Below are 26,751 nucleotides of genomic sequence, written 5' to 3'. Positions count from 1 at the left end.
GATGTCACCTATAGTATATGATATTGCGATTATTGGTGCCGGTGCGTCAGGCTTACAGCTATTGTATGAAATAGTACAAGCTGACCCGAAAGGAGAAATGAAAGTTTTACTCTTAGATTCGGGTGATCGATCTAAAAAAAGCTGGTGTTTTTGGGAGGATGAAAAAAAGGAAAGCTTTCCTTTTCTAGTCGAAAAGTCTTGGAACTCCATTACCTACAGGACAAGTTCGGGTGAAACATTAAAATCCCCTATCCATCCACTACAATATAATTACATCTCTTCAGATCGTTTTTTTGCTTATTTTTTCGAAGAATTCATTCCAGCAAACCCTAGCATTACTTTAGTTCATAACTGGGCTCAAGAAATACAAGAAGGCGCTGATTTGCATTCTGTTATTTGCAAAGATGGCTCCTCTTTTTATGCTAAACGGGTAGCCGATTCCAGACCGCTAAAATCAGAAGACTCTTCCTTAATTTACCAGCATTTTAGCGGAAAATTTCTTGAGTTTGAACAACCTATTTTAGACGAATCATCCATGACAATAATGGATTTCAGCTTACCAGTTTCCACAAAAGAAATGGCTGTATTCCACTATATTTTACCATTTAGTCAGACCAAAGTCTTAATTGAAACTACCGTGTTCACTCGATTAGCCTATGACAAGGAGGCCTATGAACAGTTTTGGCAAAATTATGTAGCCATTCACTATGGCTCACAGAAATATAAAATTCTTTCTGATGAGGCTGGGACTATTCCTATGGGAGTTAAAATTCAAAAAAGAGATGGACGTGTTTTCTCGATAGGTACAGCAGGTGGAAATATGAAAGCGTCTACGGGTTATGCTTTCACCCGAATGCATGAGGATGCAAAATATCGTGCACAAAATCTTACCCAAAAGACACCGAATAGATTTCGTTTTTATGATAAAATGCTTTTAAAAATCATGCAAAATGAAATGAATAAAATCCCCGCAGTAATGGATAGGCTATTTAGTCAAGTAGAAACGCCAAAAATACTTCGCTTTTTAGACGACAAAAGTTCGTTGACTGATGATATAAAATTACTTTCCCGATTAGATATACCCCTTTTCATTAAACACCTGATCAAATGAAAAATTATATCGGAGCCATCATCACCATCGTCTATTTAATTTGCTATCTGTTGATGGGGCCTTGGGATAAAACAATCGATTTCATTTTTGCAGGAATATTATTGCTATTAACCGGAATCCCACATGGTGCTGGAGATCATTTAATAGCACAAAAAATTGCTGACCGACATCACCTCTCCTTTCATCTAAGGCCGTTTATTATGTATTACTTGGGTAGTATGGCGGCTTATGCCGTGCTGTGGTATCTTTTTCCTTCTATCGCTTTTATCATTTTCATTGGAATTAGCGTCTTTCACTTCGGGGATATGGAGGATTTATCAGCTGTTAATCCAAAGCAAAACATATTGCATCTCGCTCGAACCATCTTCCTAGGATCAGGTATTTTGTCTTTTATTCTCTTCAGTCATTGGAATGAGGTAGTGGAAGTTGTAACAGAAATGAAGGTTCCTATCCCCCTAAATATACCGTCCTACTTAATCTACCTTAGCCTCATTCTTTTATTATTAGGCTTTCAAAAGAGAAATTCTGCCTATTTTTTAAATACTTTCCTTACTTTAGTGGCAGGTTATTTTTTACCCTTAATCCCTGCCTTTATTTGCTATTTTTCATGCTGCCATGCTGTCTACAGCTTCATGGGTTTGAAAAATCACTTAGAGACCTCCTTCTTGAATTTATACAAAAAACTGCTCCCATTTTCTGTAGGAGCCTTTTTTATGGGTTTGGTCTATATGTTCTTGACCAGCAATGCTTTGCAACTATATCCGATTTTTATATTCTTGTCCTTATTAACGCTGCCTCATTTTTTACTGATGCATAAATTAATTAAAAGACCTAGATAAAAAATTTTATAACAATTTTTATTTTTATTTAAATTTTTTTGTAATCTTTGAAACATTATCAAACCCATTAAGTTTAACTATCAAACAATTTTAATCCTTAACATTTATGGAAACATTAAACATTTTACTAGACGGCTCACTTGCTGCCGGAGATTACATCGGATTTACCTTCTTTACAGGGTATATGTCGATGCTTGCTGCTTCTATCTTCTTCATCGTAGAAAGAGGTACAGTTAATGACAAGTGGAAAACATCATTATTGATTTCTGCTTTGATTACATTTATTGCTGCAGTACACTATTTCTACATGCGTGGTGTATGGTTAGAGACACACGAGTCTCCAACACAATTCCGTTACATTGACTGGACTTTAACAGTTCCTTTAATGTGTATCGAGTATTTCTTAATCTTAAAGCCTGCAGGTGCTAAGACAGGAATGTTAACTCGTTTACTATTCGGTTCTATCGTCATGTTAGTAGCAGGATATATCGGAGAAGCAGTAGTTCCAGCACAAAACGTAATGTGGGGTATCATCTCTACTTTAGGATGGGCTGTAATCATCTATGAAATCTACATGGGTGAGGCTTCTAAATTAGCTGCGTCTTCTACGAGCGAAGCAGTTAAGTCTGGTTACAACGTAATGCGTTGGTTCACATTAGTAGGTTGGGCAATCTATCCAATCGGCTACATGATGTTACCTGGTAACTTGTTATCTGGATTCTCTGGAAACATCGACTTAGTTTACAACATTGCGGATGCAGTTAACAAGATTGGTTTTGGCCTAGTTGTTTACTCTATCGCAAAAGGTGCTACAGCAGCAGAAGCGAAATAATTTTTATTTCTCAAAAGAAAGGGGTGGTCATCGATCATCCCTTTTTTTTATGCCCAAAATTTAGCTAGTTTAGTGACAGCTAATCTATTAACATGAATAAATACCTTTGGATTTGTTTGACTATAGTGGGCTTAGAATTGCAGGGCCAACAAATCACTTTCAACACCCAGAAAACTTCCCAAACGATGCATAGTTTCGGTGCATCGGACTGTTGGTCGATGGCCATGATAGGAAAATACTACCCGGAGAGCAAAAAAAAGCAAATTGCAGAATGGCTATTCAGTCTTGAATCAGACCCACAAGGAAACCCAAAAGGGATCGGTCTATCCATGTGGCGATTTAATATCGGAGCTGGAAGTACAGAACAAGAAAATACAAGTAAGATTTCAAACGAATGGAGACGCGCTGAAAGCTTTTTGACCAACGATAGTTACGATTGGGAAAAACAAAAAGGCCAACAATATTTTTTAGAAGCTGCTAAGCAATATCAAGTACCGTACACCTTAGGATTTTTAAATTCCTCGCCAGTCCAAATGACCAAAAATGGATTAGCCATCGGTAATGGTCGTCTAGGCGAATGGAATTTTGACTCTACTAAAATTGATGCTTGGTCGAATTTCCTAACTACTGTTTCCAATCATTTTCAATTCACCTATTTAAGTCCATTCAATGAACCGCAGTGGGATTGGGGGCCTGGAAAATCTGGCAAGGCATCACAGGAAGGTACACCCATCAACAATTCAGATCTAGCTTGGGCCACCAGAAAGCTGGCTGAGAATTTCCAACGGACAAATACGAAAACGCGAATTGTGATTCCAGAAGCAGGACAACTGAATTATTTATATGATCCTAAAAGCAATCGGCCGGGTCAAGATGGACAAATTGACGATTTTTTTAAAGCTGAATCACCCCATTACTTGGGCAAACTTCCGGCCGTGGAGCAGATTATCAGTGGCCATAGCTATTTTACCACCTCTCCTGCAAACAAACTGATATCGACTCGACAAGAACTACATAAAAAAGCAAAGGCTGCGAATATCGGATTTTGGCAATCAGAATTTTGCATTCTAGGTGATAATGCGGGTGAAATAACAGGAAATGGAGTTGACCTAGGCATGAAGACAGCCTTGTATGTGGCCAAAGTCATTCATTCAGATATTTATGACGGTAATGCCTCGTCTTGGAGCTGGTGGCTAGCCGTTAGCGCAAACGATTATAAAGATGGATTGATTTATATCTTTAATGGGTTAAATAAAGGTGAAAATGACAACAACAAATACAATGCAGACCTGTATGATTCTAAAACGCTTTGGGCATTGGGCAATTATGCGAGGTTTGTTAGACCCGGCATGAAGCGAATCGAAGCAGGTATTCAACAACCCGATTGCTTAATTACTGGATTCACAGACAATCAATCGACGGTGTTAGTGCTCATCAATTCGGGAAATGCATTTGAACTTTCACTAAAAAACAATAAAGAGATTAAAACCTATACCACTTCCAGCACGCAAAATTTAGGCTACCGAGTCGTTCGAAATGAACGTATCCAAGTTCCAGGATCGTCGATAATGACCATCGTCTTTGATACAAAATACGGGATAGCATTTTAGAATATTTTACGTTTATTTGTTAGTAATCAATTAAACCTATCATCCATGAAAAAAATACTCTTCTTTCTCACGCTGCTTGCTTTTAGTGCAGCAGCAAAACCAACGGGCAGCTACAAAATCGTCGTCGAAGGATTCGACTGGGGTGCGGGAGTGAACAAAGTCATTTTGTCTCTAAACGACACCACCTCTAAAGTGAATGCGGCAGAATTTACCGTTTATGCCAGCCGAAAATTAAGCACAGGTCCTATCGCAGACCAAGATAATAAGCGCGAAATTGTAACAGCCTACGTTTCGGATGAAAAAGGAGAAAAGGTAAAAACAGGAAAAAACATTACCCTGGTTTTATCGGTAGGACCTCAATTGCCCATCAGTTCCCCTTTTCAATACCTACGAAGTAAAGGGAATGTTTGGGTTGATTATTCCTTAACCATCGTACACCCTAAAACGGGATATGTATGGGATACCTCAACAGGCAAAATTATGCCTCTGATTGATCAATTTGACTTAACTGGTAAATACACCTATAGTGATAAATTAACGATGTCCTACGCGACCTTTACACCTAAAGTAAAGAGGGACAAAGCACCTTTAATCATCTGGCTACACGGCGGTGGTGAAGGTGGGACGGACCCTACGGTTCCTCTTTTAGGAAATAAAGCCGCAAACTACGCCGCTGAAGGTATTCAATCGATTTTCGAGGGAGCCTATGTCCTTTCTCCACAATGCCCAGGCGCCTGGATGCATAATGCACAAGGGGTGGGAACACAAGGAAAAGATAACGACATCTACAACGAAGGGTTAATGGCCTTAATTAAAGACTATGTCAAAGCAAATCCAGAAATCGACCCAAGCCGTATTTATGTGGGCGGCTGCTCTAATGGAGGCTATATGGCATTGAAATTGATCTTCTTAAATCCAGATTATTTCGCGGCTGGCTATATCAGTGCTTTGGCCTATAAATCAGAATACATTCCCGATAGCGACATTCAAAAGATAAAAAATGTGCCTATTTGGTTTGTTCATTCTAAAGATGACAGAACTACCATCCCTGACATTACCGTTGTACCCGTATTTGACCGTTTGCGTAAGGCAGGTGCGAAAAACGTTCACTTCACTTATTACGATCACGTAAATGACATTACTAATTTCTACGGTGGTAAAAGTTTCGAATACAACGGCCACTGGTCGTGGGTTTATCTTCATGAAAACCTACCTAGAACTGACGTAGATGGATCCCTAGTTCGATTGAACGGAAAGCCGGTTACCATCATGGAATGGATGGCGGCGCAGAAAAAAAGCAAATAAACTAATCAACATATGAAATTCACAAAACATTTCCTGCTCCTCTTCAGCCTCCTTTTCATAGGCGAAATTAGTGCACAAGCACCCAAAATCGTTGCCGGCATTAATGTCGATCGCGTTAAACGTTTAGAAAAATTTGTCCAATCCGAAATGGATAAGGGCAACATTCCTGGCGCCGTGACGATGATTATTCACAATGGCCAGGTGGTTCATCAGGGAGCTTTGGGCTATAAAAATACATCGACTAAAACACCCATGACGACGGACGATTTATTCTATATTCAGTCCATGACAAAGCCAATCATCTCTACAGCATTTATGATGCTATACGAAGAAGGGTATTTTAAGTTAAACGATCCGGTTTCGAAATACTTACCAGAATTTAAAAATTTACGCGTCGCGCGAAGTATCAATGATGACGCTAACGCACCCACGGATTCGTTAAAGTCTGAAATCACAATCACCCAATTACTAAGTCACAGTGGAGGTTTAATGCATGGTTTAGAACAAAATCCAGTTCAGATCAGATTTAGAAATGGCTATTTTAAGCCCGGCACAAAGACGATCCAAGATCGCGTGGCTAATATGACCAAGTTTCCCTTATTAGCACAACCTGGCACCGAATGGAACTATAGCGCTGGCCCTGATGTGCTTTGTGTATTAATTGAGAAGTTCTCGGGGATGAGTGTGAATGAGTTTTTAAAGTCACGCTTATTTGAACCATTAGAAATGAAACATACGGGTTATAATGTCCCTAAAGAGGAACAATCTAAGATTGTGGCATTACATACCAAGGGAAAGAATGGAACGATTTCCATTGCTGCGAATCAGCCACCTTTTGAAAATGTGACGGTTTGGAGTGGGGTGAATGGGTTATTTTCTACCGTTACGGATTATGCTACTTTTTGCCAAATGATGCTAGCCTGCGGAACTTACAAAGGGAAGCAATACTTGAGCCGCAAGACAGTAGAATTAATGACTTCGAATCATACCGGAGATTTATTCAAAACACCGGGAACACAATGGGGTCTTGGATTCGCCGTAGTAACTGACGGCCCAGCTACTAAAACACCAGCTTCTAAGGGTTTGTTTTATTGGGGAGGCGCTAATAATACCCATTTCTTCATTGATCCTAAAGAAAAGCTAATCGCCTTATTTATGACCCAGGAGAGTAATTTCACCTGGGAATACCACAATAGTTTACGCCAAATGGTCTACCAGACTGTGGCAGATTAAAATAGGTATTAAAATAGAAAAGCCGGGCCTCGCGACCCGGCTTTTTTTATGGTATTTTATGATTTTTCACGGAGCTGCGAATCCTGATTTCGCCAAATCCCGAAACAGCTTTTCCACCTGACTAATACCCGCTGAATCATTGATATCGAAATAACGGTAGGTCTCCAAATCCGTTTTGTGAATCGCATTCTCCTGGATAGCCCCTTGTGATTTATAGGCAGAAATCACCCAGTCTGCCACAATCTTATAACTCAATTTATCATTTTCCTTAAATCGAAACGCGCGATTCAAAGTGAAGGTAGGCGCTCCCGGTTTGATTTTGGTTTCTGGGAAACCGGCTAACTCTGTGAAATCAAGTGGTTTCGAACTTAAGGTCATAGGACTGCCTGCAATGATAATGGGTTTCTTAGGACCTTTAAATCGCTTTACTGCTCTTAATCCCATTAAAACGGCAGTTTTATGATGTCCATGCTGACCCGCATGTGGAAGCATCGTAATGACAAAATCGTATCCTTGATCTTTTAGTAAATTATCCATTCGACTTTCTACATAAGGAATATTCCAGTTTTTACCCGAAATATAAGGAGTAGGATCCGTCGTATACCAATCATCTGGTTGCTCCATAAAATAGATATTACGCATCCCCATGATTTTAGCTGCGTCTAAGATTTCCTGCTTACGTATTAGAGGCAGGTGGTTTCTAGCCGTAACAGAATCTGTCAGATTTAATTTATAATACATGGCTCCTAACTGAGAATCAGCGAAACCGCCTCCCCCATCTGTCATCACTGCCATATCAACAGTTCCCTTTAATTCCTGTGTGATTTTAAATACGGTCACCGAAAAACCCGTTTCATCATCTGGGTGTGCAGTAACCACTAAAACCTTAGGCCCTTGTGCATTCATTTGAAAAAATACCATACTTAAAATGCTGCAAATGAAGACTTTACTAAATAGATTTTTCATAGTTTGGAGGTTTATATTCTGACAATAATAGAAAAAATTATGCATTCGGCAAATTGTCTTATTTTTGTGCATGAGTAAAACGCATTTTATTAAAGACAGTGATATCGAATGGGAAATCCTCGATGAATCGTGTAAGCGAAAAATCATGGCCTATAATGATGATTTGATGATCGTTAAAGTGCATTTCAAAAAAGGAGGTATTGGAGCGATTCATCAACATATTCATTCCCAAGGTTCGTATGTAGAAAGTGGAGTCTTTGAGGTAGTTATTGACGATGAAAAAAAGATCCTACAACAAGGAGACGTATTTTTTGCACCCCCACACACAGATCATGGAGTAATTGCCGTAGAAGAAGGTGTTTTAGTGGATTCGTTTAATCCGATGCGCTCAGATTTTATCGTATGAGAATCATCGTCATAGGTGGCGGAGCCGCTGGATTTTTTGCTGCTATATCTGCCAAAGAGCATAATCCTGAGGCCGAAGTAACCATCCTAGAAAAAACATCCAAGTTTTTAGGTAAGGTGAAAATCTCTGGAGGCGGTCGTTGCAATGTGACCAACGCTACGTTTAATTCCCGCATTTTATCTGAGAGCTACCCGCGTGGAGAGAAATTTCTACGGAAAGCATTTGAGGTTTTTAATGCCGAAAGCATGGTAGAATGGCTGGAAAGCAGAGGTGTAGCCTTGAAAACCTACCATGACAATTGCATCTTTCCGCTCTCGAATGATTCACAAACTATCATCGATTGTTTTCTATCGGAAGCTAGGCGACTGCACATTAACTTGCATAATAGCCAATCAGTGGATGAAATTAAACCCACGGCGAAAGGCTTTCGAATTCATTGCAAAGAGACCGAATATGATGCTGATCGCGTGATTGTGACGACGGGTGGTCAGCCGAAGATGTCTGGATTGCTTTGGCTCGAAGATATAGGTCACACCATCATTCCTCCTGTACCGTCCTTATTTACATTCAATATGCCTCAGGAGCCTATTCGCGACCTAATGGGTATCGTGGTAGAGAAAGCTAGAGTTAGGGTGGAAGGCCAAAAACTGCTAGGTAAAGGCCCTCTTTTAGTAACGCATTGGGGAATGAGCGGCCCGGCGATTTTGCAATTATCAGCTTGGGGGGCGAGGATTTTGGCAGAAAAAGAATACCACTGTGCCATCCTGGTGAACTGGCTAGATGACACAAAAGAAGAGGACTTAAGGACGCAAATCAGCCTAATAATAAAGGAGCATGGAGGAAAGATGGTGGTGAATTTGAATCCATTTCCGATGCCGAATCGACTTTGGATGTATTTGCTCGAAAAAAACGAAATAAAAACGGGTCTCCGGTGGAATGAATTAGGGGGTAAGGCTTTGAACAAATTAATCAACACCTTAATCAATGATCGCTATGTGGTGCAGGGAAAAACGACCTTTAAAGAGGAATTTGTCACTGCGGGCGGGGTTGATTTACAAGATATCAGCGTCCAAACGATGGAAAGCAAAAAATGCCCCGGCCTTTTCTTCGCAGGCGAAGTGATGGACCTCGATGGTATTACGGGAGGTTTTAACTTCCAATCGGCTTGGACAACGGGTTTTATCGCAGGGAAAAGCGCTAGTTCGCTAGAATCTCCCGAATAATTTTCGCGTGGTGTTCCGTATGCATGATCAGAAATGGAATCACATCCTTCTTTTTCGTATCCCCAAAATAAGGATGAGAAAAATAGTGCCCTGCCGACAGCGACTCAAGTTCGGTTATTTTAACATGACATTTGTCGATATGAAGTTGTAGTGATTCTGCCGTGAAAGTATCTGGAACCACAAATTTAGGCGCCTTGGACTTTCCTCTTGGAATTTTTCCGGTCCAAAAAATCAAATACTTAAAGGGGCGAAAACTCCATTTAAATTGTGCAGGATCTGACCTCTTCACCCCTTCAATGACAGAAGAAATGACTAATAAGCTGTGCTCAATTTGCCAGCCTACAGTGGAAGCAGAAACGTTTTCATTTCTAGCCTCAAGCTGCGGAATATAAGACGCTAATTCGTCTACTAGGTTAGTTAACTTTTGCATAGGGCAAGTTATCAATTTTTTCAGTTTTGTAATAACCAGAGGTGCCTAGGGATGTTAAGATTCCGGCTTTGGCCAAATCCAAAAATCCGTCTTCCTCCTGAATATCCGCCGGCACGTACGCAGCCTGCAAGGAACCTATCACAAAAAATGTGTCGTTTAACTCAATAGGAATGACTTGTTCTAATTTCAATAAATACTGCACTGGGGATTCCGCTACAAATGGCGCACTGCATCCTTCGCGAAATTGCTCAGTCAGTCCCGTCATCTCAAACTCCGAAACCCCATCGGCATATTTAGCACTGGTTTGATGTGCCTGCTTATACATCGATTCTGTCACTAGATTCACCGTGAAAAATCCCGTTTCCTGGATATTCGATAAGGTATGTGGTGCAGCAGCAAGAGGACGATTGACAAAACCAATCAAGGCTGGGTCAGCCCCTAAATGTACGATGTTGCTAAATACAGCTACATTCGATTCCCCCGCTTTGTTTACCGTTCCTATCAGAGATAAGCTTTTGAATCCAGTAAGAGTATTGATGAAATTAGCGCGTGTGAAGCGATCCCAGGTTTGAATTTCAGCAAGTGAAAAATATTTGTTCATAATTTTCAGACGTGATTTATATCACTTTTTATGGCCTAAAGATAGCCTACATTTGGCTAAACAAATAACAACACCATGAAAACTCAAACGATTTTTGTTGAAAACATCAAGTGTGCAGGATGTATGACAAGCATTAAGAATGCTTTATTAAAAATTAAGGGAATTGCAAAAGTAGAGATTGATCAAGGCGAGGAAAAGATCAGCCTGATGGGTAATAAATATGAGTTAAGTGAAGTTCTCGCCTCCTTAAATAGCATGGGCTATCCTCAAAAAGGAGATAATACCATATTCAAACAAGCAAAGTCCTATGTCAGCTGCGCGATAGGCAAAATGAGTTAATCATTCGTTTACTAAAGTAAAAGGCCCCTGATCGTTCAAGGGCCTTTTAAATTATCTTGCGATGAGGCTATACAATTCCGCATCTTGCTGCGGTTTCACTTCGCAGGTAGTATTGAAGTGCATAGTCGCAGTTCCAGCCGCGTCGAACGTAGGCCAAGTAGGGAGTCCTTTGTGACCTGGATTACCCGTCTTAGCAAAATTAATCCAAGACGAACTCATGCGATCCGCTAATACATACGCTTCTTTCCCGCCTCCGGTCATTTCCTCGCAACGTGCGATGTTATTAAAGCAGAAAGGTAATTCCATGCAATGGAACGCTTTGTATTTACCATCCATTACGGGCGATTGCCACGTCATTAAATACATATAAACCGGAGCTGCTTTCAAGGCTGATTTCTCTTTCGCCTGAACCACCGCACCTGGACGGAACATCACGTCCACATCCATCAAATCAGAAGGCTTCGTATCGTTAGGATAAGCTTTCTTCACGGCAGCTTTAAATGCCTCCGCTTTTTCGCCATACGTTTTTTTGATGTACCCATCTACTTGTTCCGCTGTCGCATCAGACATGCCTGTCATAATCGAAGGCATGAATTCGTTCTTCACTGTTCCGATTAACAAAGGAACGTCTTTCGATAATTCGAAAGCCTCCTTAGAGAATAATTGGTAAGGTAATAAGTCACCATCTACGGAAGGACCCCAGCTTAAACCAAAACCAACCACCGGCTTGCCAGCTGCTTTCATTTGGGCTGCAATGGTTGCTAATGCTTTCTTACCTGCATTGGCTAAAACGAGATAAGGAATAGTTTGTAAGCTATCTACTTTCGCTGCAGGGATATTCAATGCTTTCAAAACTTCAGCTGTGATGCTTTGGGTCGTGGCTTTGTCTAGCATGTTCGAACGGAAAGAACCGCTTTGGTTAATCGCTTTGCTGAATAAACCTTTCGCTGAAGGCATCGCCATCAAGGTATTTACTTTCGCGCCTCCGCCGGATTGTCCGAAGACCGTGACGTTTTTCGCATCGCCGCCGAAAGAACCGATGTTTTCCTTTACCCATTCTAAAGCCGCGCGCATATCTAATACGCTATTATTTGCGGAATACTTGTACTTCTCGCCGTAGGCAGATAAATCTAAGTAGCCCGTGATATTTAGACGATGGGAAATGGAAACGACTACGACGTCACCTTTTTGTGCCAAATTCTCTCCATCATACGACGGCAATTCAACCGATGAACCAGACGTGAAGCCGCCTCCATGAATCCAAAACATGACAGGACGTTTCTTTCCATCATTGATTCCGGGAGTCCACACATTAATGCGCATGCAATCCTCATTCGTAAAGCCCCAATTGTGATTAAATACGAATTCTGACTCATCTTGAATCTGCGTTGTTTCATCAATTAAGGGAGAAACTGGGCCATAAGACATAGAAGAACGAACGCCAGCCCAGGGCTTCGGCTTGTGAGGAGCCTCAAAACGAGCTGCCTCCGCGTAAGGAATTCCTTTGTACGTATAAATTCCACTGTGGACATAACCACGCACTTTCCCAGCATCAGTCGCCACAATAGCCACGTCTTTTCCAGTTGTAATTTGTGCTTTCAAGCCTACAGAGGCAAGAATGAGCGCACAAGCAAATGTCAATTTTTTCATCGGTCTAGTTTTTATACTGTTTATCTAAGAACTCATAACGTGCGTCATCTTTGGCATTTACCGCCTTCGATTCCACATCAATCACCATAACTCCTGGCTCCTTGTCTTGTGGAGCTGCAGTAGGCCAGTTTGCCAAAGTCCCTCCATTCGGATTTCCCGTCTTAATGAAGTTCGCGAAATATGTGAACATCGTTTTGGACACCGTATAATCATCCGCGGTAAACGCGTAATCTTTAATCAAGTGCAAGTTGCCCATGCAATATTCAATCTCACATGCGTGCGGAGCGCCTACGGCTGGACGCGGTTTAGGTGCATTTGGATTCGCTTTTACAGTTCCTCCGGCTAAACCAGACGTGACAGATTTATCTACCAAGGGAGCACGGTGACGAGCATACAAATAACGGTAAACCGGTTGATTCGAATTCTTGCGATGTAAATCAAACCATTTCCAGGTGCTATACGAAATGAAACGATCAGCCGCTAAAGCGGTAGCCGAACGTTCGATCACGTCCTCCGAACCTGATGGATATAATTTCAATACAGTTTCGTGATCTGTTGGATAGGTTTCCTTCACCTTCGCCACATAATTTTCCTCCGTGTAGGGTTTTCCTTGCATAAAAGCCGACCCTGGAATTTCAGCAGAGTTCCAGCCTAATAGAAGCGGAACCATCGATTGCTGTTTCGCATTGAATAATTCAGGTAAGGTTTTTGGCAAGAAATAACCATCCACCACCGTAGAGAAACTAATCGAGCGATTCTCTTGAGCTACTTCAAATAATTCGCGAGAGGTCATCCCACGTAAATCTTTCAAGGACTTAGCTCCTGCTTTCTCCGCAAATGCCACACCACTCTTCTCTGCTTGCGCTAAAGGGACAGGGGACATAGTTGGATTAATTCCAGCACCACTTTCGCCGATGGCACCGGCGATTAAGCCTTTAGATAGCGGGGAAGCCATTTGGACAGATACCGAAGCAGAACCCGCTGATTCCCCTGCAATCGTCACCTTGGATGCATCTCCACCAAAAGCGGCGATGTTCTTCTGAACCCATTTTAAGGCTAGGTTTTGGTCTAAATAACCATAATTTCCGGAAGCTTTGTAGGACGCCTCCGCTGATAATTCTGGATGCGAGAAGAAACCGAATAGGCCTAAGCGGTAGTTTACCGTAATAACTACGATTCCTTGCTTAGACATCGCTTCTCCATCATACCGAGGTTCAGACGCATCGCCTGCGAATAATCCGCCGCCATAGAAATAAACTAAGACAGGTAAGTTTTTCGTATTTCGCTTCGCTGGAGACCAGACGTTTAGGTACAAGCAATCTTCACTTAAACCGGCAGAGCGAGATCCCATATCACCAAAAACCATGGCTTGGATAGGACGTGGTCCAAAAGCTTTTGTTTTCTTAACCCCAGACCAAGCTTCTGCTGGAACGGGTGCTTTCCAACGCAAATCCCCCACCGGTGGTTTAGCGAAGGGTACTCCAAAATAAGTTTGAATTCCGGTTTGGGTATTATAATCTCCCTCGATAATTCCTGATTCAATTTTTGCCTGAACGGCCATCTTAAAATCGGTTTGTGCAAACGTGCTGGACGCGATAAGTCCCAACAGGCAAGTGAGTTGCCAGATTCTTTTCATTGTTAAATAGGTTTATTGTCAATAATTGATACAATAATAAGATTTTCTACCGGGAAGTCCTATATCAATCTTCCTTACAAAGCAATCGAGATTTCAGCTCCCCCGTTTTATTATTAATGCATTGAAGTAAATAGAGGCCTGATTTCAACGATTGTGTTTCCAGTTCTATTTCATTTTCCATTTTCGTGACCTGATTTATCCGACCAAGCAAATCACTTATTCGAATTTCATGAGAACCAGGGGCCTCGATTCTTAATTTTTCCCTAAATGGATTAGGATAAACCTGTAAAGCACTAAGCTCTTCTACCCCTAACGGAATGTCCTCGACGAGTTCAGCCACTTTAATGGAATTGATTTGAATGGAACCCGCAGTTAATCCGAGATCAAAAGTCAAGCGAGCATTCGAATCGAAGGGCTCATTCATGGTGAAGACAAAGGTGAACTCCTTTTCTACACTTTCTAAAGTCAACGAATTATAGGAACTATATGCGTTATATGGCGCAGAGGCGCGACCCATGTAGACCGTAATGTTATTGGGCTTATCCGCTGAAATCTTCATTGTGACTAAGTACCGTTTTCGATAGGTAAGTGGAAATCCCGATCGCGCTAATTGGATATGCCAGCCAGTTCCTGTGACGCTATTCCTATTCACTTTAATACCCGCACCTTCCGCAGTCATGACGGCAGTTGCACCCGAATTCAGATTCAAATTCCAGCCCGCGATTCCCGATAAATCGTATAGACTTTTCGTAGGCAGGACCTTTGCGGCGGGCATCGGATTTTTAAGCAGCGCATCTACTAAAGCCGTTTTATAGGTATTGGTCGTCGGATTATAAATGCCAAAACCTGCCGAAAACTCCCAATATGCCCAACTCATTCCTTGCGATTCGAAATAGCGCGCTAGAAAATTCGTCCAGCGAGCACGACTTTCCATATCTGCTTTTTCATACGCCCCAAATTCCCCCACGTGTAAAGGCATATTTTTGTCTTTCGCCCATTTAATCGCATAAGCAAAATCCGAGATGATTTGTTCTCTCTCCCAAGTCAAATCTTCCCATTTCGTGCCCAAGTACTTATCTTTATTGCCAGCCCAATCTGCCCCTTGGTGGGTAAAATTAAACGGATCGTAATAATGAACACTCAAGATTAAATTAGGGTCATTCGGAAGCACTAAATCCTTCACACCGGCCAGACCGCCATACGAAGCGGTTCCCACAAGCACCTTTCTCGTCGGATTTGTCTTTCTGATTTCTGTCAAAGCCTCTGCAAAATACCCATTCCACAAAGCTGGTGTCAGCGCGTCATGCGGCTCATTTAAAACTTCAAATAATAAGTGATTATCGTAGCCCTTAAAGTAAGTGGCTATTTGCGTCCATTGGCTCAGAAATCGAGGCTTAACCGCAGCAGGATTCACAAAGATCTCGTCATGGTGATGCATGTTTATGATCACATACATGTTCTTAGAGATCGCTAAATCGACAACTGATTTAACCCGAGCTAAAAAGGCTGGATTCACCGTATAGGGCGCCGTAAGTTGGGTTCGCTCTGCCACATCCCAGCGGATAGGCATGCGAATGTGCTTGAAACCTTGCTCTGCGATTTTGGAAATATACTCTTCCTTAAACGGATTGCCCCAGGCTGTTTCGCTGGGCGCCTCGAACATATTACCTAGATTAATTCCTCTGCCTAGATCCTGTGCTGGCAAATAGAAACTACATAAAAGCAATAGAAAGAGTTTCTTCATTTATTGTACAAATCCCAAAATAGACGAGGCCACCTTTCCTGGTACCTCTTCCATAGGCACGTGACCTACGTTTTTATAAACCTCAGCTTTACTACCTTGGATATCTTTCAAGAAATTCTCCACATTGTTTACGCCTATTAGGTTATCATGATCACCCCATAAGATTAAAGTGGGTGTCTTGATCGTTTTAATTTGTTTCGGATCCCCTTTAAAAGACCCCTTAAATATCTGCAAGGCAGTTTCTCTATTTCCCTCCCGAATCGCCACATCGTGAAAACGTTCTACCTGCTCATCCGTCACTCGAGATTGGTCAAAATAGACCGTTTCTAAACTCTTACGTACAAGTGCCTTAGGAGTAACATACAACATTAAATTATTGATGACTGGAGTCGAGGCTATCGTAAAACCTAAAGATCCACTCTCCCCTTTCTTCGGATAACCGGCTGCATCGACTAAGACCATCTTCGCTAAGCCAGACGGATTGTGAAGGGCATAGTTCCAAGAAATCGCGCCACCCATGGAGTTACCCACTAAAATGAAACGTTTGATTTTTAAACGAGTCGTAAAGGAATCGATGAACTTCGAATAATACGGGAAATTATATGCACTCTCTGGCGAAGGACCTGTTAAGGCAAAACCAGGTAAATCTAAGCTAATCACGCGCTTGTGTGGTTTCAACGCAATAACAACACTATCCCAGGTATTTAGGGAGGATGACATCCCGTGCAACAAGATTAAAGGTAAGGTATCTGTAGCGACACCCTCATCGCGGTAATGCACTTTCATTCCTAAGATATCCATGAACTTGGAATCCTTATTCGCATACAGAGGAATTAGTTCCTCTACAGGACGATCACTTTCTGCAAAAAATAGAATGACAGCGAAAAGAGCAATAAAAATACCCCCAATAATCTTAGCGATTGTTTTCATATAATTGATTAAATACTAACTTAAAAGTACTGTGTGTTTGGCCTCTAAACGTCACTTCTGGGCCGTAAACGAATAAATTCCCTTTGCCTACTTTCGCTTGGAAAGCAGCTACTCCATCTTGCAGATACGCTTGACCAAAAGCCCAGCCACTGCGTAAGGTCTTCTCTGTAGCAAACCAAGCTAATGGCGTCAGCACACCGTGCGAAATAGACTCAGGTGATAATTTAAATACCGGGCTAGCTGCAAAGATGACATCTGCTTTAGGCGCCATTCCCCAGTTAGCTGGTGAATTTTGATCCACCGTCACTTGCATCACACTGCCTGGAATGTAGAATTTCTCGCCTGGCAAGTTACGTTCTTTTCCTGCCACCATCTCTACTAATGCATTCTTTACTGGTAAATTCAAATGATAAGCTAAGTTAGAACTCGAGCCTATCGTGATTACATCTCCACCTTCCTCTAAAAAGGCGCGTAAAGCTGGAACCGATTTTGCCACCGTGATTTTACCCATCGTTTCGTGGAATTCCGCTGGAATATCTGCCTCCACTGGATCTTTTTCATCCCATTCGTTAGCAGGCTCAGGTCTTAAGCCAGGAATGGCTCCTTTGACAAATATCAACACATCGAATTTCGAACGAAGACCTCCTTTATCAATCTCTTTTGCGTATACTAATTTAAAATCAAAGTGGTGTTGTTCTAAAATCCAACGCAACCAACCTGATGGCATGGAGCCACCATAGGTGTCCCAAAGACCGACACGCTTCTTACCTACCTTAGCAGAAACCGAAGCTGGCAAAGCGCCTAATGCTTGTGTTTTCGCACTAGCCTTAGCTAAAATATCCGCCGCAGCCGCACTGTGTTTCACATAAAAGGCATCCTGGTTTTTTGATACCTCGACACCCGCTTTTAATAAATCATTCAATAAAGTAAATGACGCATTATCAGAAGTCGAGAATGAATAATAGGCTCCGGTGGCAAATACTGGCTTAGCCTTTTGGATTTCGCCGTAAGGAAGCGTTTCGAAGGGACCGTTTACGTCTTCCAAAATTCGATCGAACTGAATCCCCATCGTATAAGCTGGCGTCCAACCCGCCGCATCATAGGGACGAACGGGAGGGCCTCCTGGATATTGGAAGTCATTCGGGTGATCTTGTGGTTCGAACATGTCGATCACGTGCGGACGGAAAGCTTGATTCGTTTTCACTACATAAGAACCAGCCGGATAGGCTTTCCCATTTACATCGAACGCTTTTGTTGCTTTCTCTACTCGGATACCGCTCTTAAGTAAGATATTGATAAAAGCGATGCTAGAAGTAGTTTGATCTGCCGTAAGGATATAGGCGCGTGCATCACGCGTTTTTTGGTTTTTATAGACCAAAGCGAATAAACTATCCGATTTTGCCTTGTAATTTCCACCAGAAACCTCCGCTAGCTTTTCCACTTTATTAGGAGACAAAGTCCAATAATCTTGTGAACCTAAATCAATGGATTTCTTACCCATTTTGTAGATGTTCATTAACACCTCTTCGCGGTAACGGGTCGCATAATTCAAGACCGCATAGTTCAAGGAAAGCGAGTAATCAATCGAGTTCTTGAAGAACCACTTGCGCGGAGTAATCGGGAATGGAGTCGCTGAATTAGGAATCAAGCGGCTAGGTACTAAAGGTATATTCTCCGGTGTCGGATCCCCGATGATTTCAGTTAATAAACCGATGATATTATGGTAATAAGCCGTGGTGCGTAAACCACCGTTCCACCAAGTCGAATAGACCGAACCTGATTTCATCGTATAACCTGGCTTTCCTTCCGCATTCAAACGTGAACTCATGGCTGCCCCTAAAGCATCGATTCCCGTGATTAATAGCGGGTCATAGACGTAATTAAAAGGATCACGGTACGGAGGGCCGGCTACTACCGTTCCTGCTGGGCCCGTTTGGTGGTGATTGTAGAGAATTTGTGGCATCCACTCGGTGTATTGCTGGCGAGCCATATTCGTCGACTCGCTCATATTCATCATGTAGAAATCACGGTTATTGTCATGCCCGATATATTTTTCATACAAACGTGGCAAGTTATCCGTCGAGCGTTTCAAGGTATCCGCTTTGCGCATGTACCAGTTCGAAACGAGTTCTTGTCCATCCGGATTCGCGTGCACGAAAAGGATGATGGTATTTTGCAGAATGCGTTTTGTTTCTTCGTCGTTACGCGTCGTGAATTGATAAATCGATTCGATCCACTGGTGTATTCCCACCGTTTCCGTGGCGTGCAATCCGCCGTCGATCCAGACGATGGCTTTTCCTTCTTTGGCCAAAGACTTAGCCTCCTGCTCAGACAAGCCTTCCGCCCGCGCCAAACGCTGCGAAATTGACTTGTATTTCGCTAAATTCTTAATATTCGCCGGATCTGACACGATCACCATATACTGGTTTCGACCTTCTTCCGTCAGTCCGATCGACTGCAATTTCACGCGATTCGAAGACGCCGCCACCTTTTTTAGGTAGGCCTCCGTCTGCGTGAATGTGGCTAAATGATAATTATCGCCTATATTAAACCCAAAATGCGATTTAGGACTAGGCACCTGCGCGCTTAATGTAAACGACGCAAAAAGTAGAATGAGTAAGATTTTTTTCATAAGTTAAATCAGGTAAGCTTTAAAGATAGAAATATAGAAATTAATTTTTAGCTTCGTGGCTGAAAATTTAATGAACTATGTATAAAAAAATATCCTTTATTGGCCTGATTGCTATGGCCGCAATAAGCACGATGTCTCTTACAAAGGCGCCTGCTGTCACAGAAGAACCTGCTGAGGTAAATTATACCAAATATTGTGCGTCCTGCCACGGGGAAAAAGTGGAAGCTTTCGTGGATCGCAAATGGAAGCACGGTGATAAAAAAGCAGACATTTTAGCCAGCATTACAAATGGCTATCCAGATGCAGGAATGCCTACTTGGAAAGAGGTTTTAACACCTAAAGAAATTGAAAAATTAGCTGATCTGATCGTCGAAAACCTAGCCGGTGTAGAACAATACAAGTTCGCGAACAAGCCTACTTCGAATATCTTCAAATCAGATGGAATGACGATTACTTTGGATACAATCGCGACCGGATTTGACAGCCCTTGGGGTTTTGTTCAGTTACCTTCGAACGATTATTTAATTTCAGATCGTTCGGGTGTATTGTATCAGGTAGACCAAAAACGCAACAAAACAGCCATAACAGGAACACCCTCCGTTTACGCTCAAGGTCAAGGTGGTTTATTAGATGTGGCGCTGCATCCACAATATGAGAAGAATGGTTGGGTCTATATATCTTATTCAAAATTCAAAATGGAAGATGGCGCTAAAGTGAATACAACTGCCATAGTTCGTGGTAAAATCAAGGATAACGCTTGGGTAGAAGCACAAGAGATTTTCGAGGCTAAACCCTACACGAAAACCTCTTATCATTATGGTTCTCGTATTACTTTTGACAAAAAAGGCCATCTTTTCTTCTCTGTAGGAGAACGCGGAATGGAGAAGGTATTCCCACAAAATTTAGATAATGACAATGGTAAAATCCACCGCTTGAATGACGATGGATCAGTTCCTTCCGACAATCCATTTAAGAATTCAGATCACCCTAGCATCTATTCGTATGGACAGCGTAACCCACAAGGTTTGACGACTAATCCATGGACAGGGGATATTTGGGAGACAGAACATGGTCCTCGTGGTGGTGATGAAATTAACATTATTCAGGCAGGTAAAAACTACGGCTGGCCGGTGATTACCTACGGTATTAATTACGATGGTAAACCTATTTCGGCTATTTCCAAAAAAGACGGAATGGAGCAACCCATCTCCTATTTCATCCCTTCTATCGCACCGTCTGGCTTGACTTTTGTGACGGGCGATAAATACCCAGCTTGGAAAGGCAACTTGATGATCGGTTCTTTGCGTTTCAACTATTTGAACCGCGTAGAGGTGAAGAATAACAAGGTCGTTAAGCAAGAAAAGGTATTATTAAACGTGGGCCGTATGCGCAATGTACAACAAGGTCGCGATGGGTATTTGTATATTGGGGTGGAGAGTCCGGGGATGGTTTTTAGATTGAGGCCAAATTAGATTCATATTACGATTAATAAAAAAGACTTACGGAAATTGTGCTATGCAATAATTTCTTGTAAGTCTTTTTCATTAATCTTCAATAATTGAATCTATTTGGATTCAATCTATTCTCTTTTATCTACTCTTAAATAGAGAGAAGTATGAAACGAAGTGCGTAAAAATATCTCGTTTTTTTAAACGTAAATCTAAAATTGTGCTACGCAATAATTTTAGATTTACATTTAAAAAAACTCTCTAATCTAAAAAAGACATTAAAGATTAAAACGAAATGCGTAAAAATATCGCGCAGCGCATTTTTAGCATTCGTTTTGAGCTTTAATCATCATCCAATTCTATTTCTTCTTCGTTCACCCTCTTCCTCTCCCGTGCCTCTTTCATCTTCTTGCTCTCGAACTTGTAACTGAAACCGATGTAATAAATACGTGTTTCTTTCTTGCGTTCAAGGTCGTTGACTAAACCGAAAGGACGGGAATCGTAGATAGTTTTTTGGGTATCAAAAAGGTCATTTATGCGGGCATTGATCGAAAGACGACCAAAATCCTTTTTCAATCCTACATCCACCGTATAATAGGGATTAATAATTCCCAAAGGATTGATTTGTGTGGATTGATAGATACCGGAGATTTGAGCGGACCAATTGTCCTTCCATTTGAATTGTTGATTCAAGCGGGAGTTCCAATTCCAGCGATTCAACGATACTTCGGTATTATTAATCAAACCTTGCAAATCGGTTTGAAATAGGGAGGAGCTCAGCGTGATTTTATAGGCTTTTGTAACAGAAAAGGTAGTTAGATTCTCTAAACCCCAGGAACGGGATTTGGAGATATTCTCATAGCGAGTTAAGGTAGTGTCGCCCCCTAGAAAGGTTCTTACCCGGCCTACTAACCCCGTAATTTCGCGGTAAAATAAGGAATTAGATACCGATATGGATTTGAAATCTTTTACGTGGGAAAGCTCCAAAAGTATAGCTTGCTCAGGCTTCAAAGATGGATTTCCTGAATTCAAATTAAGTGGATCGGCATACGAAATAAATGGATTCAATGATTTGTAACTAGGCCGAGAAATACGCGATGAAAGTGCTAAGGAGATCGATTCAGAGTTTGAGAAGGGATGAGAAAGAGAAAAAGAGGGAAACCAATTGACATAATTTTGCTGTACATCGCCGGAAATTTCAGTCGCCTCCGCCCTCAATCCAGCATCTACATTGTACAAGGAACTTTTATGGGAATAGGAAACATAGGTTGCTTGAATGTGCTCTTCGTAATTTAATCCATTGGAACGTTTATTATCTCGTTCATACAAACCGTCTTTCCGTTTCTCATACAAAAACGAATTTTCAAAAAAGCGGGAATTAAAACGGAAGCCATATTCGAAGGAGGATTTTTTTGAAATCGATTTAGTCCAATCGCCTTGTAATAGAAAAGTGGAGTTTGCGCTAGACGCAGATGATCTCTCGAAACGTTCTGGGATATTGGGATTAGGGGTGTCAAAATCACCGTAATAATAGTGCTGAAAGAAATCATTCGCATCGGAGCCCTGGTTTTGGATCCATAAAAAATCAATCTTCCCATTCGCAGTAGGACTGTAGGACAGATTCAAATCAAAACCCCGATCCTTCCCCTTTTTATCTGCATCTCTAGCATAAAAACGATCCGCGGCATACGCAAATTCACTTTGATTGTAGCGAACTTCCGAATTATGATCCGATGAAAGGCGACCGATGAAGGAAATCCCAATGCTGCGGTCTTTGCTAATCGTGTAAATGGAGTTCAATCGGATGGATTGGTTGTAATCACGATTGATTTCGTTAGTGGTTTGAGTGATTTGAGAAAAGCCAAAAGCACTCGGATTTTCGCGGTAAAGGAACTGGTAATTATTGCGGGTGTTTTGGCGTAAATTCAGATCCACTAAATGGGTCCAGCGCTTAAATCCTTTCGCATAGGTGGCAGAAAAGGCATATTTATCGTTCGTCCCTACGTTTGAGTTAATGCGTAAAGATTCCGTTTTAGCCCCTTTTTTCAAGATGATATTCAGGATTCCGGAACTACCTTCCGAGGGATATTTCGCGCCTGGATTCGAGATAATTTCAATTCGATCGATCTGATCTGCCGGATAAAGGCTCAATGCATTCGCACGCGAGGAACTTAAAATTCCTGCAGGTTTTCCATCAAAATAAATAGTCAAATTTTGATTTCCACGGTACGTCACGTTCCCATCACTGGTCACATAAATGGACGGAATATTACTCAGCACATCAAACAGATTCCCCCCTAAATTAGTCAGGTTAGCTCCTACTTGGAATACCTTCTTCGATAAATCGCTGGTCATTTCGGTACGAATACCTTGAACGCGCACTTCCTGCAACGATTTATTTCGCAACGTGTCTTTTTGCGCAAAAACGTAGAACGGGAATAATAGAAAGAGAAATTTATGCATTTAAGTCAAGGGGTCCGGACTCATTTTCTTTGGAAAAATAAAAGACCCTTAATTGTGCGATTCCTCGCTGATAATCCACTTTCACGACCTGAACTTTATGAATGGGATAGCCGGTACGCTCTGATAAATCGGTTAATAATTCCGCGCGCTCTGCAGGTTTAATTAAACCGAGATTTTCGTAGTTCAAGGTTTGGAAATTCTCGTGTGTTAATTGCAACGTTCTGCCTAATAAAAAAGTCATCGAGACTAAGACCGAATTCGCCACTAAAAGCATCTCCAGATTGATTAAGGAAGCTAAGGAATTAATAATTCCGAGTGTCACCACTAAGAAAAAATAACCCATTTCCCCTATCGGAACGGTGACTGTGCGGTAACGAAACATGGAGAACAAGGCAAACAAACCAAAGGCAAAACCAAACTTCAAATCAGCCTCTGCTAATAAATAACAGAGCACAAAAAGGATCGTGTTAAACAAGAAAAAAGTGAAAACGAAGTCGTTATTTCGGTATTTCGGATAATAGATGAAACGCACCACGATGAAGGTAAAAATCAAATTTAGGGCGTAACGAAGTAGGAAATTTTCTAGCATTTATTCTTATTTTTCTTCAAATATAACTATTTAGGGGTAGCAGAACTAACCCCTATGTCGTCAATTTAAGTCGATGCGTGATAACAATCAGGAATTTAACTGGTTATATTGTTTAAATTTCGAAAATAAACTCAGAGTACAAATGGAAAATAATATAAAACGCCACGAATTCTTAAAGTCACTAGGCCTAAAAGGCGCGTCCCTTTTAGCCGTTTATTGCGGTGCTTCCAGCCTAAGTTCATGCAAAAATGAATCTGTTAATCCTGCCTCTGGAGTGGATTTTACACTTGATTTAAACAATGCGACCTACAGTAAATTAAATACCACCGGAAATTATGTGATCGCTAATGGAATTGTCATCGCTCGTGTTTCGAGTACGGCATTTGCAGCTGTGACACAAGTTTGTTCGCATGAAAATAAGGCCAATGTCATTTACAGCGGTGGCGGTTTTTATTGCACACAACACGGAGCTACTTTCACCACCGCAGGAGTGGGAACTAACGCTAATGGAAGCAAAGGAATTAAAGCCTACAAAACGACTTTAACAGGCACCAGCCTTAGAATCTACTCCTAATGAAAAAAATATTATTCCTACTTTTTGTAAGCGCGCCACTTTTTGCCCAGGATGATTTATTAGCCATGCTCGAAAAAGAGGATGCAAAAAAGACCACTTTCACTCAAGCTACTTTCAAGGGTACGCGACTAATTAACGGCCAAACCGTGGAAACTCTCGCTAAGCAGCACTTGAATTTTTGGATTTCACATCGCTTCGGTTCTGTGAATTCTGGTTTCATAGATAACTTTTTTGGTTTAGATGAGGCTAAAATTCGTTTAGGCCTCGAGTATTCCTTAACGGATAAACTCCTGCTAGGTATGGGTCGTTCGACCATCGAGAAAACCTACGATTTCTATGCAAAATACAAGGTGGTCGCCCAGTCTAACAAGATGCCAGTTACCGCGACTTTGTACGGAGGCATGACTACGAATACAATGCCCACAGGATATACGACTTCCATTGGAAATGTCATGCGCTATGAGAATAACTTACAACGTCAGTCGTATTTTGGCCAACTATTAATAGCTCGGAAATTTTCGGATAAATTATCCATTCAACTGATGCCCACCGTTTTGCACAACAATAAATCGGAATCGATTTATCTAGACAACAACCTGCTTTCCATGGGTTTTGGAGGTCGTTATAAGCTAACTAATCGCTTCAGTGTTTCTGCAGAATACTATAAAAACATCGTCGATATAGAAGATTATGAGGAAGGTGCCGGCGCTCCGTACCCTTACCAAGATTCCTTTTCGGTGGGTGTAGATATTGAAACGGGAGGACATGTTTTTCAGCTGCACCTTACGAATTCAAGAGGCATGACAGATAAACATTTTATAGGCCAAACAACGGGCACCTGGGGTGCCGGTGACATTTTCTACGGTTTCAACGTGGCCAGAACCTTCAGCTTAGAACCCAAAAAACAGAAATGAAAAAAATCCTTCTTTTAACCCTTTTAGTGATTGGATTTCAATCCAGAGCGCAATTATTCATGACCACGAACGGAGAGGTTTCCATCTTTTCGAAAACTCCGATGGAAAATATCGATGCCGTTAACAAATCTGTTAGCAGTATCATCAACACGGCAACGAATGAGGTAGCCGTTCAAATGCGCATCACCAATTTTGTGTTCCCGAATAAATTAATGCAGGAGCACTTTAATGAAAATTATTTAGAAAGCGAAAAATTCCCTTCGGCTACCTTCAAAGGGAAAATCAAGGAAACCGTTGACTTAACCGTAGCCGGCACCTACCCTATCTCAGCTTCAGGAACCGCCACTATTCACGGAGTGACTCGCCCTATTGAATTAAAAGGAAGCATTGTTTCGACTGGCACTAACCTAGCGCTTACCTGTGCGTTTGAGGTGAAATTAGTCGACTACAAAGTGGACATCCCTAAAATTGTTTTTGCGAAAATCGCTGAGGTGATCAAGGTTTCTAGCAAAATCAATTATACCAAAAAATGAAAAATCTCTGGCTTATCGCAGTCCTTTTACTTATTTTCTCTTGCCTAAACGACAAAAACACGCCTTTAGCCATTCAACCAATCATCGTGGATACGACTGGCGTTCCTGAAGTGCCTTCTATTCCAGCCGTTAATTGCAGTCCTGACACCATTTACTTTCAACAATCCGTACTTCCGCTGATCACCTCTAATTGTGCGATGAGTGGCTGTCATGATGCGATCAGTCATGTAGAGGGTGTTATTTTAACAGATTACACAAACATCTCTCGGGAAGTTAAAGTCTCTAGTCCTACTTCGAGTGATTTATATAAATGCTTGAACGAAACGGGTGACGAAAGGATGCCACCTGCACCCTCTGCCGAGTTTAATATAGCCCAAAAATCACTCCTTCTCAAATGGATTCAACAAGGAGCAAAAAATAATACCTGCTCGAATACAGCCATCTGTGACACAGTTAATGTGACCTTTAGCGCATCTGTTTTGCCCGTTCTAAAAACCTATTGCGTGGGTTGCCACAGTGCAGCAAGTCCATCCGCAGGAATTGATTTATCCACTTATGCCGCCGTCAAAGTCTATGCAGCGAATGGCCGACTTATGGGTTCGATTACGCATGCCATTGGTTATAAACCCATGCCATCCAGCACATCTAAATTAGGTGTCTGCGAAATTAATCAGATCAAAGCTTGGGTAACAAAGGGAATATTGAATAATTAATTATTTGTAAATTGACAGCAAAAACCTAAA

General features: G+C 41.6%; 24 protein-coding genes. 14 read left to right on the top strand and 10 right to left on the bottom strand.

The annotated features are described in order from the left end of the window. Position 1: 1 nt before the first annotated feature. From ACST14_RS07335 to ACST14_RS07310, 6 genes are all read left to right on the top strand, one after another. A complete protein-coding gene (locus tag ACST14_RS07335; RefSeq protein ID WP_459462116.1) occupies positions 2-1,111 on the top strand; it encodes a lycopene cyclase family protein in 1,110 nt (369 codons plus the stop codon). Then, positions 1,108-1,950 carry a Brp/Blh family beta-carotene 15,15'-dioxygenase gene (locus ACST14_RS07330; protein WP_459462114.1) on the top strand — a complete coding sequence of 281 codons (843 nt, stop codon included), beginning with the start codon at positions 1,108-1,110 and terminating at the stop codon, positions 1,948-1,950. The genes ACST14_RS07335 and ACST14_RS07330 overlap by 4 nt, the downstream gene beginning before the upstream one ends. Before the next feature lie 106 nt (positions 1,951-2,056). Further along, entirely contained in the window at positions 2,057-2,782 is a 726-nt protein-coding gene (locus ACST14_RS07325; protein WP_459462112.1) for a bacteriorhodopsin-like, read from the top strand. A 92-nt stretch (positions 2,783-2,874) separates the two neighbouring features. Beyond that, a complete protein-coding gene (locus ACST14_RS07320; protein WP_459462110.1) occupies positions 2,875-4,392 on the top strand; it encodes a glycoside hydrolase in 1,518 nt (505 codons plus the stop codon). A gap of 45 nt (positions 4,393-4,437) precedes the next feature. Then, the gene (locus ACST14_RS07315) at positions 4,438-5,697 is read left to right on the top strand and encodes a prolyl oligopeptidase family serine peptidase (RefSeq protein ID WP_459462108.1); all 1,260 of its coding nucleotides are present in this window, start codon (positions 4,438-4,440) and stop codon (positions 5,695-5,697) included. 12 nt (positions 5,698-5,709) lie between these two features. Then, complete coding sequence (locus tag ACST14_RS07310) at positions 5,710-6,930, top strand: serine hydrolase domain-containing protein (RefSeq protein WP_459462106.1); 1,221 nt, start codon at positions 5,710-5,712, stop codon at positions 6,928-6,930. Between the two features lie 66 nt (positions 6,931-6,996). On the opposite strand, the gene ACST14_RS07305 is transcribed toward ACST14_RS07310, so the two are convergent. Further along, positions 6,997-7,896 (bottom strand): PIG-L family deacetylase, encoded by a 900-nt coding sequence (locus ACST14_RS07305; RefSeq protein WP_459462104.1) that lies wholly within the window; start codon positions 7,894-7,896, stop codon positions 6,997-6,999. Positions 7,897-7,966: 70 nt separating this feature from the next. Between ACST14_RS07305 and ACST14_RS07300 the strand changes: the two genes are divergently transcribed. Next, complete coding sequence (locus ACST14_RS07300) at positions 7,967-8,302, top strand: cupin domain-containing protein (RefSeq protein ID WP_459462102.1); 336 nt, start codon at positions 7,967-7,969, stop codon at positions 8,300-8,302. Continuing rightward, the gene (locus ACST14_RS07295) at positions 8,299-9,525 is read left to right on the top strand and encodes a BaiN/RdsA family NAD(P)/FAD-dependent oxidoreductase (RefSeq protein WP_459462101.1); all 1,227 of its coding nucleotides are present in this window, start codon (positions 8,299-8,301) and stop codon (positions 9,523-9,525) included. The genes ACST14_RS07300 and ACST14_RS07295 overlap by 4 nt, the downstream gene beginning before the upstream one ends. Here ACST14_RS07295 and ACST14_RS07290 read toward each other — a convergent pair. Both ACST14_RS07290 and ACST14_RS07285 read right to left on the bottom strand, forming a co-directional pair. Beyond that, entirely contained in the window at positions 9,500-9,955 is a 456-nt protein-coding gene (locus ACST14_RS07290) for a DUF1569 domain-containing protein (protein ID WP_459462099.1), read from the bottom strand. The genes ACST14_RS07295 and ACST14_RS07290 overlap by 26 nt on opposite strands. After that, positions 9,939-10,556, bottom strand: coding sequence for a flavin reductase family protein (locus ACST14_RS07285; RefSeq protein ID WP_459462097.1), 618 nt, complete (start codon positions 10,554-10,556; stop codon positions 9,939-9,941). The genes ACST14_RS07290 and ACST14_RS07285 overlap by 17 nt, the downstream gene beginning before the upstream one ends. Before the next feature lie 75 nt (positions 10,557-10,631). Here ACST14_RS07285 and ACST14_RS07280 point away from each other — a divergent pair, with 75 nt between their 5' ends. Beyond that, entirely contained in the window at positions 10,632-10,895 is a 264-nt protein-coding gene (locus tag ACST14_RS07280; protein WP_459462095.1) for a heavy-metal-associated domain-containing protein, read from the top strand. A 51-nt stretch (positions 10,896-10,946) separates the two neighbouring features. On the opposite strand, the gene ACST14_RS07275 is transcribed toward ACST14_RS07280, so the two are convergent. From ACST14_RS07275 to ACST14_RS07255, 5 genes are all read right to left on the bottom strand, one after another. Continuing rightward, the gene (locus tag ACST14_RS07275) at positions 10,947-12,545 is read right to left on the bottom strand and encodes a carboxylesterase/lipase family protein (protein WP_459462093.1); all 1,599 of its coding nucleotides are present in this window, start codon (positions 12,543-12,545) and stop codon (positions 10,947-10,949) included. A 4-nt stretch (positions 12,546-12,549) separates the two neighbouring features. Continuing rightward, complete coding sequence (locus ACST14_RS07270; protein WP_459462091.1) at positions 12,550-14,181, bottom strand: carboxylesterase/lipase family protein; 1,632 nt, start codon at positions 14,179-14,181, stop codon at positions 12,550-12,552. A 64-nt stretch (positions 14,182-14,245) separates the two neighbouring features. Next, entirely contained in the window at positions 14,246-15,925 is a 1,680-nt protein-coding gene (locus ACST14_RS07265) for a cellulase family glycosylhydrolase (RefSeq protein WP_459462089.1), read from the bottom strand. After that, positions 15,926-16,855 (bottom strand): alpha/beta fold hydrolase, encoded by a 930-nt coding sequence (locus tag ACST14_RS07260; protein WP_459462087.1) that lies wholly within the window; start codon positions 16,853-16,855, stop codon positions 15,926-15,928. Further along, positions 16,839-19,487 (bottom strand): M14 family metallopeptidase, encoded by a 2,649-nt coding sequence (locus ACST14_RS07255; protein ID WP_459462085.1) that lies wholly within the window; start codon positions 19,485-19,487, stop codon positions 16,839-16,841. Before ACST14_RS07255 ends, ACST14_RS07260 begins: the two co-directional genes overlap by 17 nt. Positions 19,488-19,600: 113 nt before the next feature. Between ACST14_RS07255 and ACST14_RS07250 the strand changes: the two genes are divergently transcribed. Further along, complete coding sequence (locus ACST14_RS07250) at positions 19,601-20,959, top strand: PQQ-dependent sugar dehydrogenase (RefSeq protein WP_459462083.1); 1,359 nt, start codon at positions 19,601-19,603, stop codon at positions 20,957-20,959. A gap of 318 nt (positions 20,960-21,277) precedes the next feature. On the opposite strand, the gene ACST14_RS07245 is transcribed toward ACST14_RS07250, so the two are convergent. Both ACST14_RS07245 and ACST14_RS07240 read right to left on the bottom strand, forming a co-directional pair. Continuing rightward, positions 21,278-23,398 (bottom strand): TonB-dependent receptor domain-containing protein, encoded by a 2,121-nt coding sequence (locus tag ACST14_RS07245; RefSeq protein ID WP_459462081.1) that lies wholly within the window; start codon positions 23,396-23,398, stop codon positions 21,278-21,280. Further along, positions 23,391-23,987, bottom strand: coding sequence for a DUF4956 domain-containing protein (locus ACST14_RS07240; RefSeq protein ID WP_459462079.1), 597 nt, complete (start codon positions 23,985-23,987; stop codon positions 23,391-23,393). The genes ACST14_RS07245 and ACST14_RS07240 overlap by 8 nt, the downstream gene beginning before the upstream one ends. A 142-nt stretch (positions 23,988-24,129) precedes the next feature. On the opposite strand from ACST14_RS07240, the gene ACST14_RS07235 reads away from it, so the two are divergent. The 4 genes from ACST14_RS07235 to ACST14_RS07220 are packed head-to-tail and all read left to right on the top strand — an operon-like array spanning position 24,130 to position 26,721. Continuing rightward, positions 24,130-24,561, top strand: coding sequence for a Rieske 2Fe-2S domain-containing protein (locus ACST14_RS07235; protein ID WP_459462077.1), 432 nt, complete (start codon positions 24,130-24,132; stop codon positions 24,559-24,561). Beyond that, complete coding sequence (locus tag ACST14_RS07230; protein ID WP_459462075.1) at positions 24,561-25,475, top strand: DUF5777 family beta-barrel protein; 915 nt, start codon at positions 24,561-24,563, stop codon at positions 25,473-25,475. The genes ACST14_RS07235 and ACST14_RS07230 overlap by 1 nt, the downstream gene beginning before the upstream one ends. Then, positions 25,472-26,008, top strand: a complete 537-nt coding sequence (locus tag ACST14_RS07225) for a YceI family protein (protein ID WP_459462073.1) — start codon at positions 25,472-25,474, stop codon at positions 26,006-26,008. Before ACST14_RS07230 ends, ACST14_RS07225 begins: the two co-directional genes overlap by 4 nt. Then, a complete protein-coding gene (locus ACST14_RS07220) occupies positions 26,005-26,721 on the top strand; it encodes a c-type cytochrome domain-containing protein (RefSeq protein ID WP_459462071.1) in 717 nt (238 codons plus the stop codon). Before ACST14_RS07225 ends, ACST14_RS07220 begins: the two co-directional genes overlap by 4 nt. Positions 26,722-26,751: the final 30 nt, after the last annotated feature.

The organism is Aquirufa sp. A-Brett2-15D, assembly GCF_054558735.1.
This window is presented reverse-complemented; position numbering and strand designations above follow the sequence as displayed.

What these genes read in the sequence shown, in the direction of transcription:
- ACST14_RS07260 (WP_459462087.1), bottom strand. Translation starts at nt 16,855, where the DNA reads ATGAAAACAATCGCTAAGATTATTGGGGGTATTTTTATTGCTCTTTTC.
- ACST14_RS07235 (WP_459462077.1), top strand. Translation starts at nt 24,130, where the DNA reads ATGGAAAATAATATAAAACGCCACGAATTCTTAAAGTCACTAGGCCTA.
- ACST14_RS07255 (WP_459462085.1), bottom strand. Translation starts at nt 19,487, where the DNA reads ATGAAAAAAATCTTACTCATTCTACTTTTTGCGTCGTTTACATTAAGC.
- ACST14_RS07265 (WP_459462089.1), bottom strand. Translation starts at nt 15,925, where the DNA reads ATGAAGAAACTCTTTCTATTGCTTTTATGTAGTTTCTATTTGCCAGCA.
- ACST14_RS07280 (WP_459462095.1), top strand. Translation starts at nt 10,632, where the DNA reads ATGAAAACTCAAACGATTTTTGTTGAAAACATCAAGTGTGCAGGATGT.
- ACST14_RS07315 (WP_459462108.1), top strand. Translation starts at nt 4,438, where the DNA reads ATGAAAAAAATACTCTTCTTTCTCACGCTGCTTGCTTTTAGTGCAGCA.
- ACST14_RS07230 (WP_459462075.1), top strand. Translation starts at nt 24,561, where the DNA reads ATGAAAAAAATATTATTCCTACTTTTTGTAAGCGCGCCACTTTTTGCC.
- ACST14_RS07290 (WP_459462099.1), bottom strand. Translation starts at nt 9,955, where the DNA reads ATGCAAAAGTTAACTAACCTAGTAGACGAATTAGCGTCTTATATTCCG.
- ACST14_RS07320 (WP_459462110.1), top strand. Translation starts at nt 2,875, where the DNA reads ATGAATAAATACCTTTGGATTTGTTTGACTATAGTGGGCTTAGAATTG.
- ACST14_RS07225 (WP_459462073.1), top strand. Translation starts at nt 25,472, where the DNA reads ATGAAAAAAATCCTTCTTTTAACCCTTTTAGTGATTGGATTTCAATCC.
- ACST14_RS07330 (WP_459462114.1), top strand. Translation starts at nt 1,108, where the DNA reads ATGAAAAATTATATCGGAGCCATCATCACCATCGTCTATTTAATTTGC.
- ACST14_RS07335 (WP_459462116.1), top strand. Translation starts at nt 2, where the DNA reads ATGTCACCTATAGTATATGATATTGCGATTATTGGTGCCGGTGCGTCA.
- ACST14_RS07325 (WP_459462112.1), top strand. Translation starts at nt 2,057, where the DNA reads ATGGAAACATTAAACATTTTACTAGACGGCTCACTTGCTGCCGGAGAT.
- ACST14_RS07305 (WP_459462104.1), bottom strand. Translation starts at nt 7,896, where the DNA reads ATGAAAAATCTATTTAGTAAAGTCTTCATTTGCAGCATTTTAAGTATG.
- ACST14_RS07250 (WP_459462083.1), top strand. Translation starts at nt 19,601, where the DNA reads ATGGCCGCAATAAGCACGATGTCTCTTACAAAGGCGCCTGCTGTCACA.
- ACST14_RS07240 (WP_459462079.1), bottom strand. Translation starts at nt 23,987, where the DNA reads ATGCTAGAAAATTTCCTACTTCGTTACGCCCTAAATTTGATTTTTACC.
- ACST14_RS07245 (WP_459462081.1), bottom strand. Translation starts at nt 23,398, where the DNA reads ATGCATAAATTTCTCTTTCTATTATTCCCGTTCTACGTTTTTGCGCAA.
- ACST14_RS07295 (WP_459462101.1), top strand. Translation starts at nt 8,299, where the DNA reads ATGAGAATCATCGTCATAGGTGGCGGAGCCGCTGGATTTTTTGCTGCT.
- ACST14_RS07220 (WP_459462071.1), top strand. Translation starts at nt 26,005, where the DNA reads ATGAAAAATCTCTGGCTTATCGCAGTCCTTTTACTTATTTTCTCTTGC.
- ACST14_RS07270 (WP_459462091.1), bottom strand. Translation starts at nt 14,181, where the DNA reads ATGAAAAGAATCTGGCAACTCACTTGCCTGTTGGGACTTATCGCGTCC.
- ACST14_RS07285 (WP_459462097.1), bottom strand. Translation starts at nt 10,556, where the DNA reads ATGAACAAATATTTTTCACTTGCTGAAATTCAAACCTGGGATCGCTTC.
- ACST14_RS07300 (WP_459462102.1), top strand. Translation starts at nt 7,967, where the DNA reads ATGAGTAAAACGCATTTTATTAAAGACAGTGATATCGAATGGGAAATC.
- ACST14_RS07310 (WP_459462106.1), top strand. Translation starts at nt 5,710, where the DNA reads ATGAAATTCACAAAACATTTCCTGCTCCTCTTCAGCCTCCTTTTCATA.
- ACST14_RS07275 (WP_459462093.1), bottom strand. Translation starts at nt 12,545, where the DNA reads ATGAAAAAATTGACATTTGCTTGTGCGCTCATTCTTGCCTCTGTAGGC.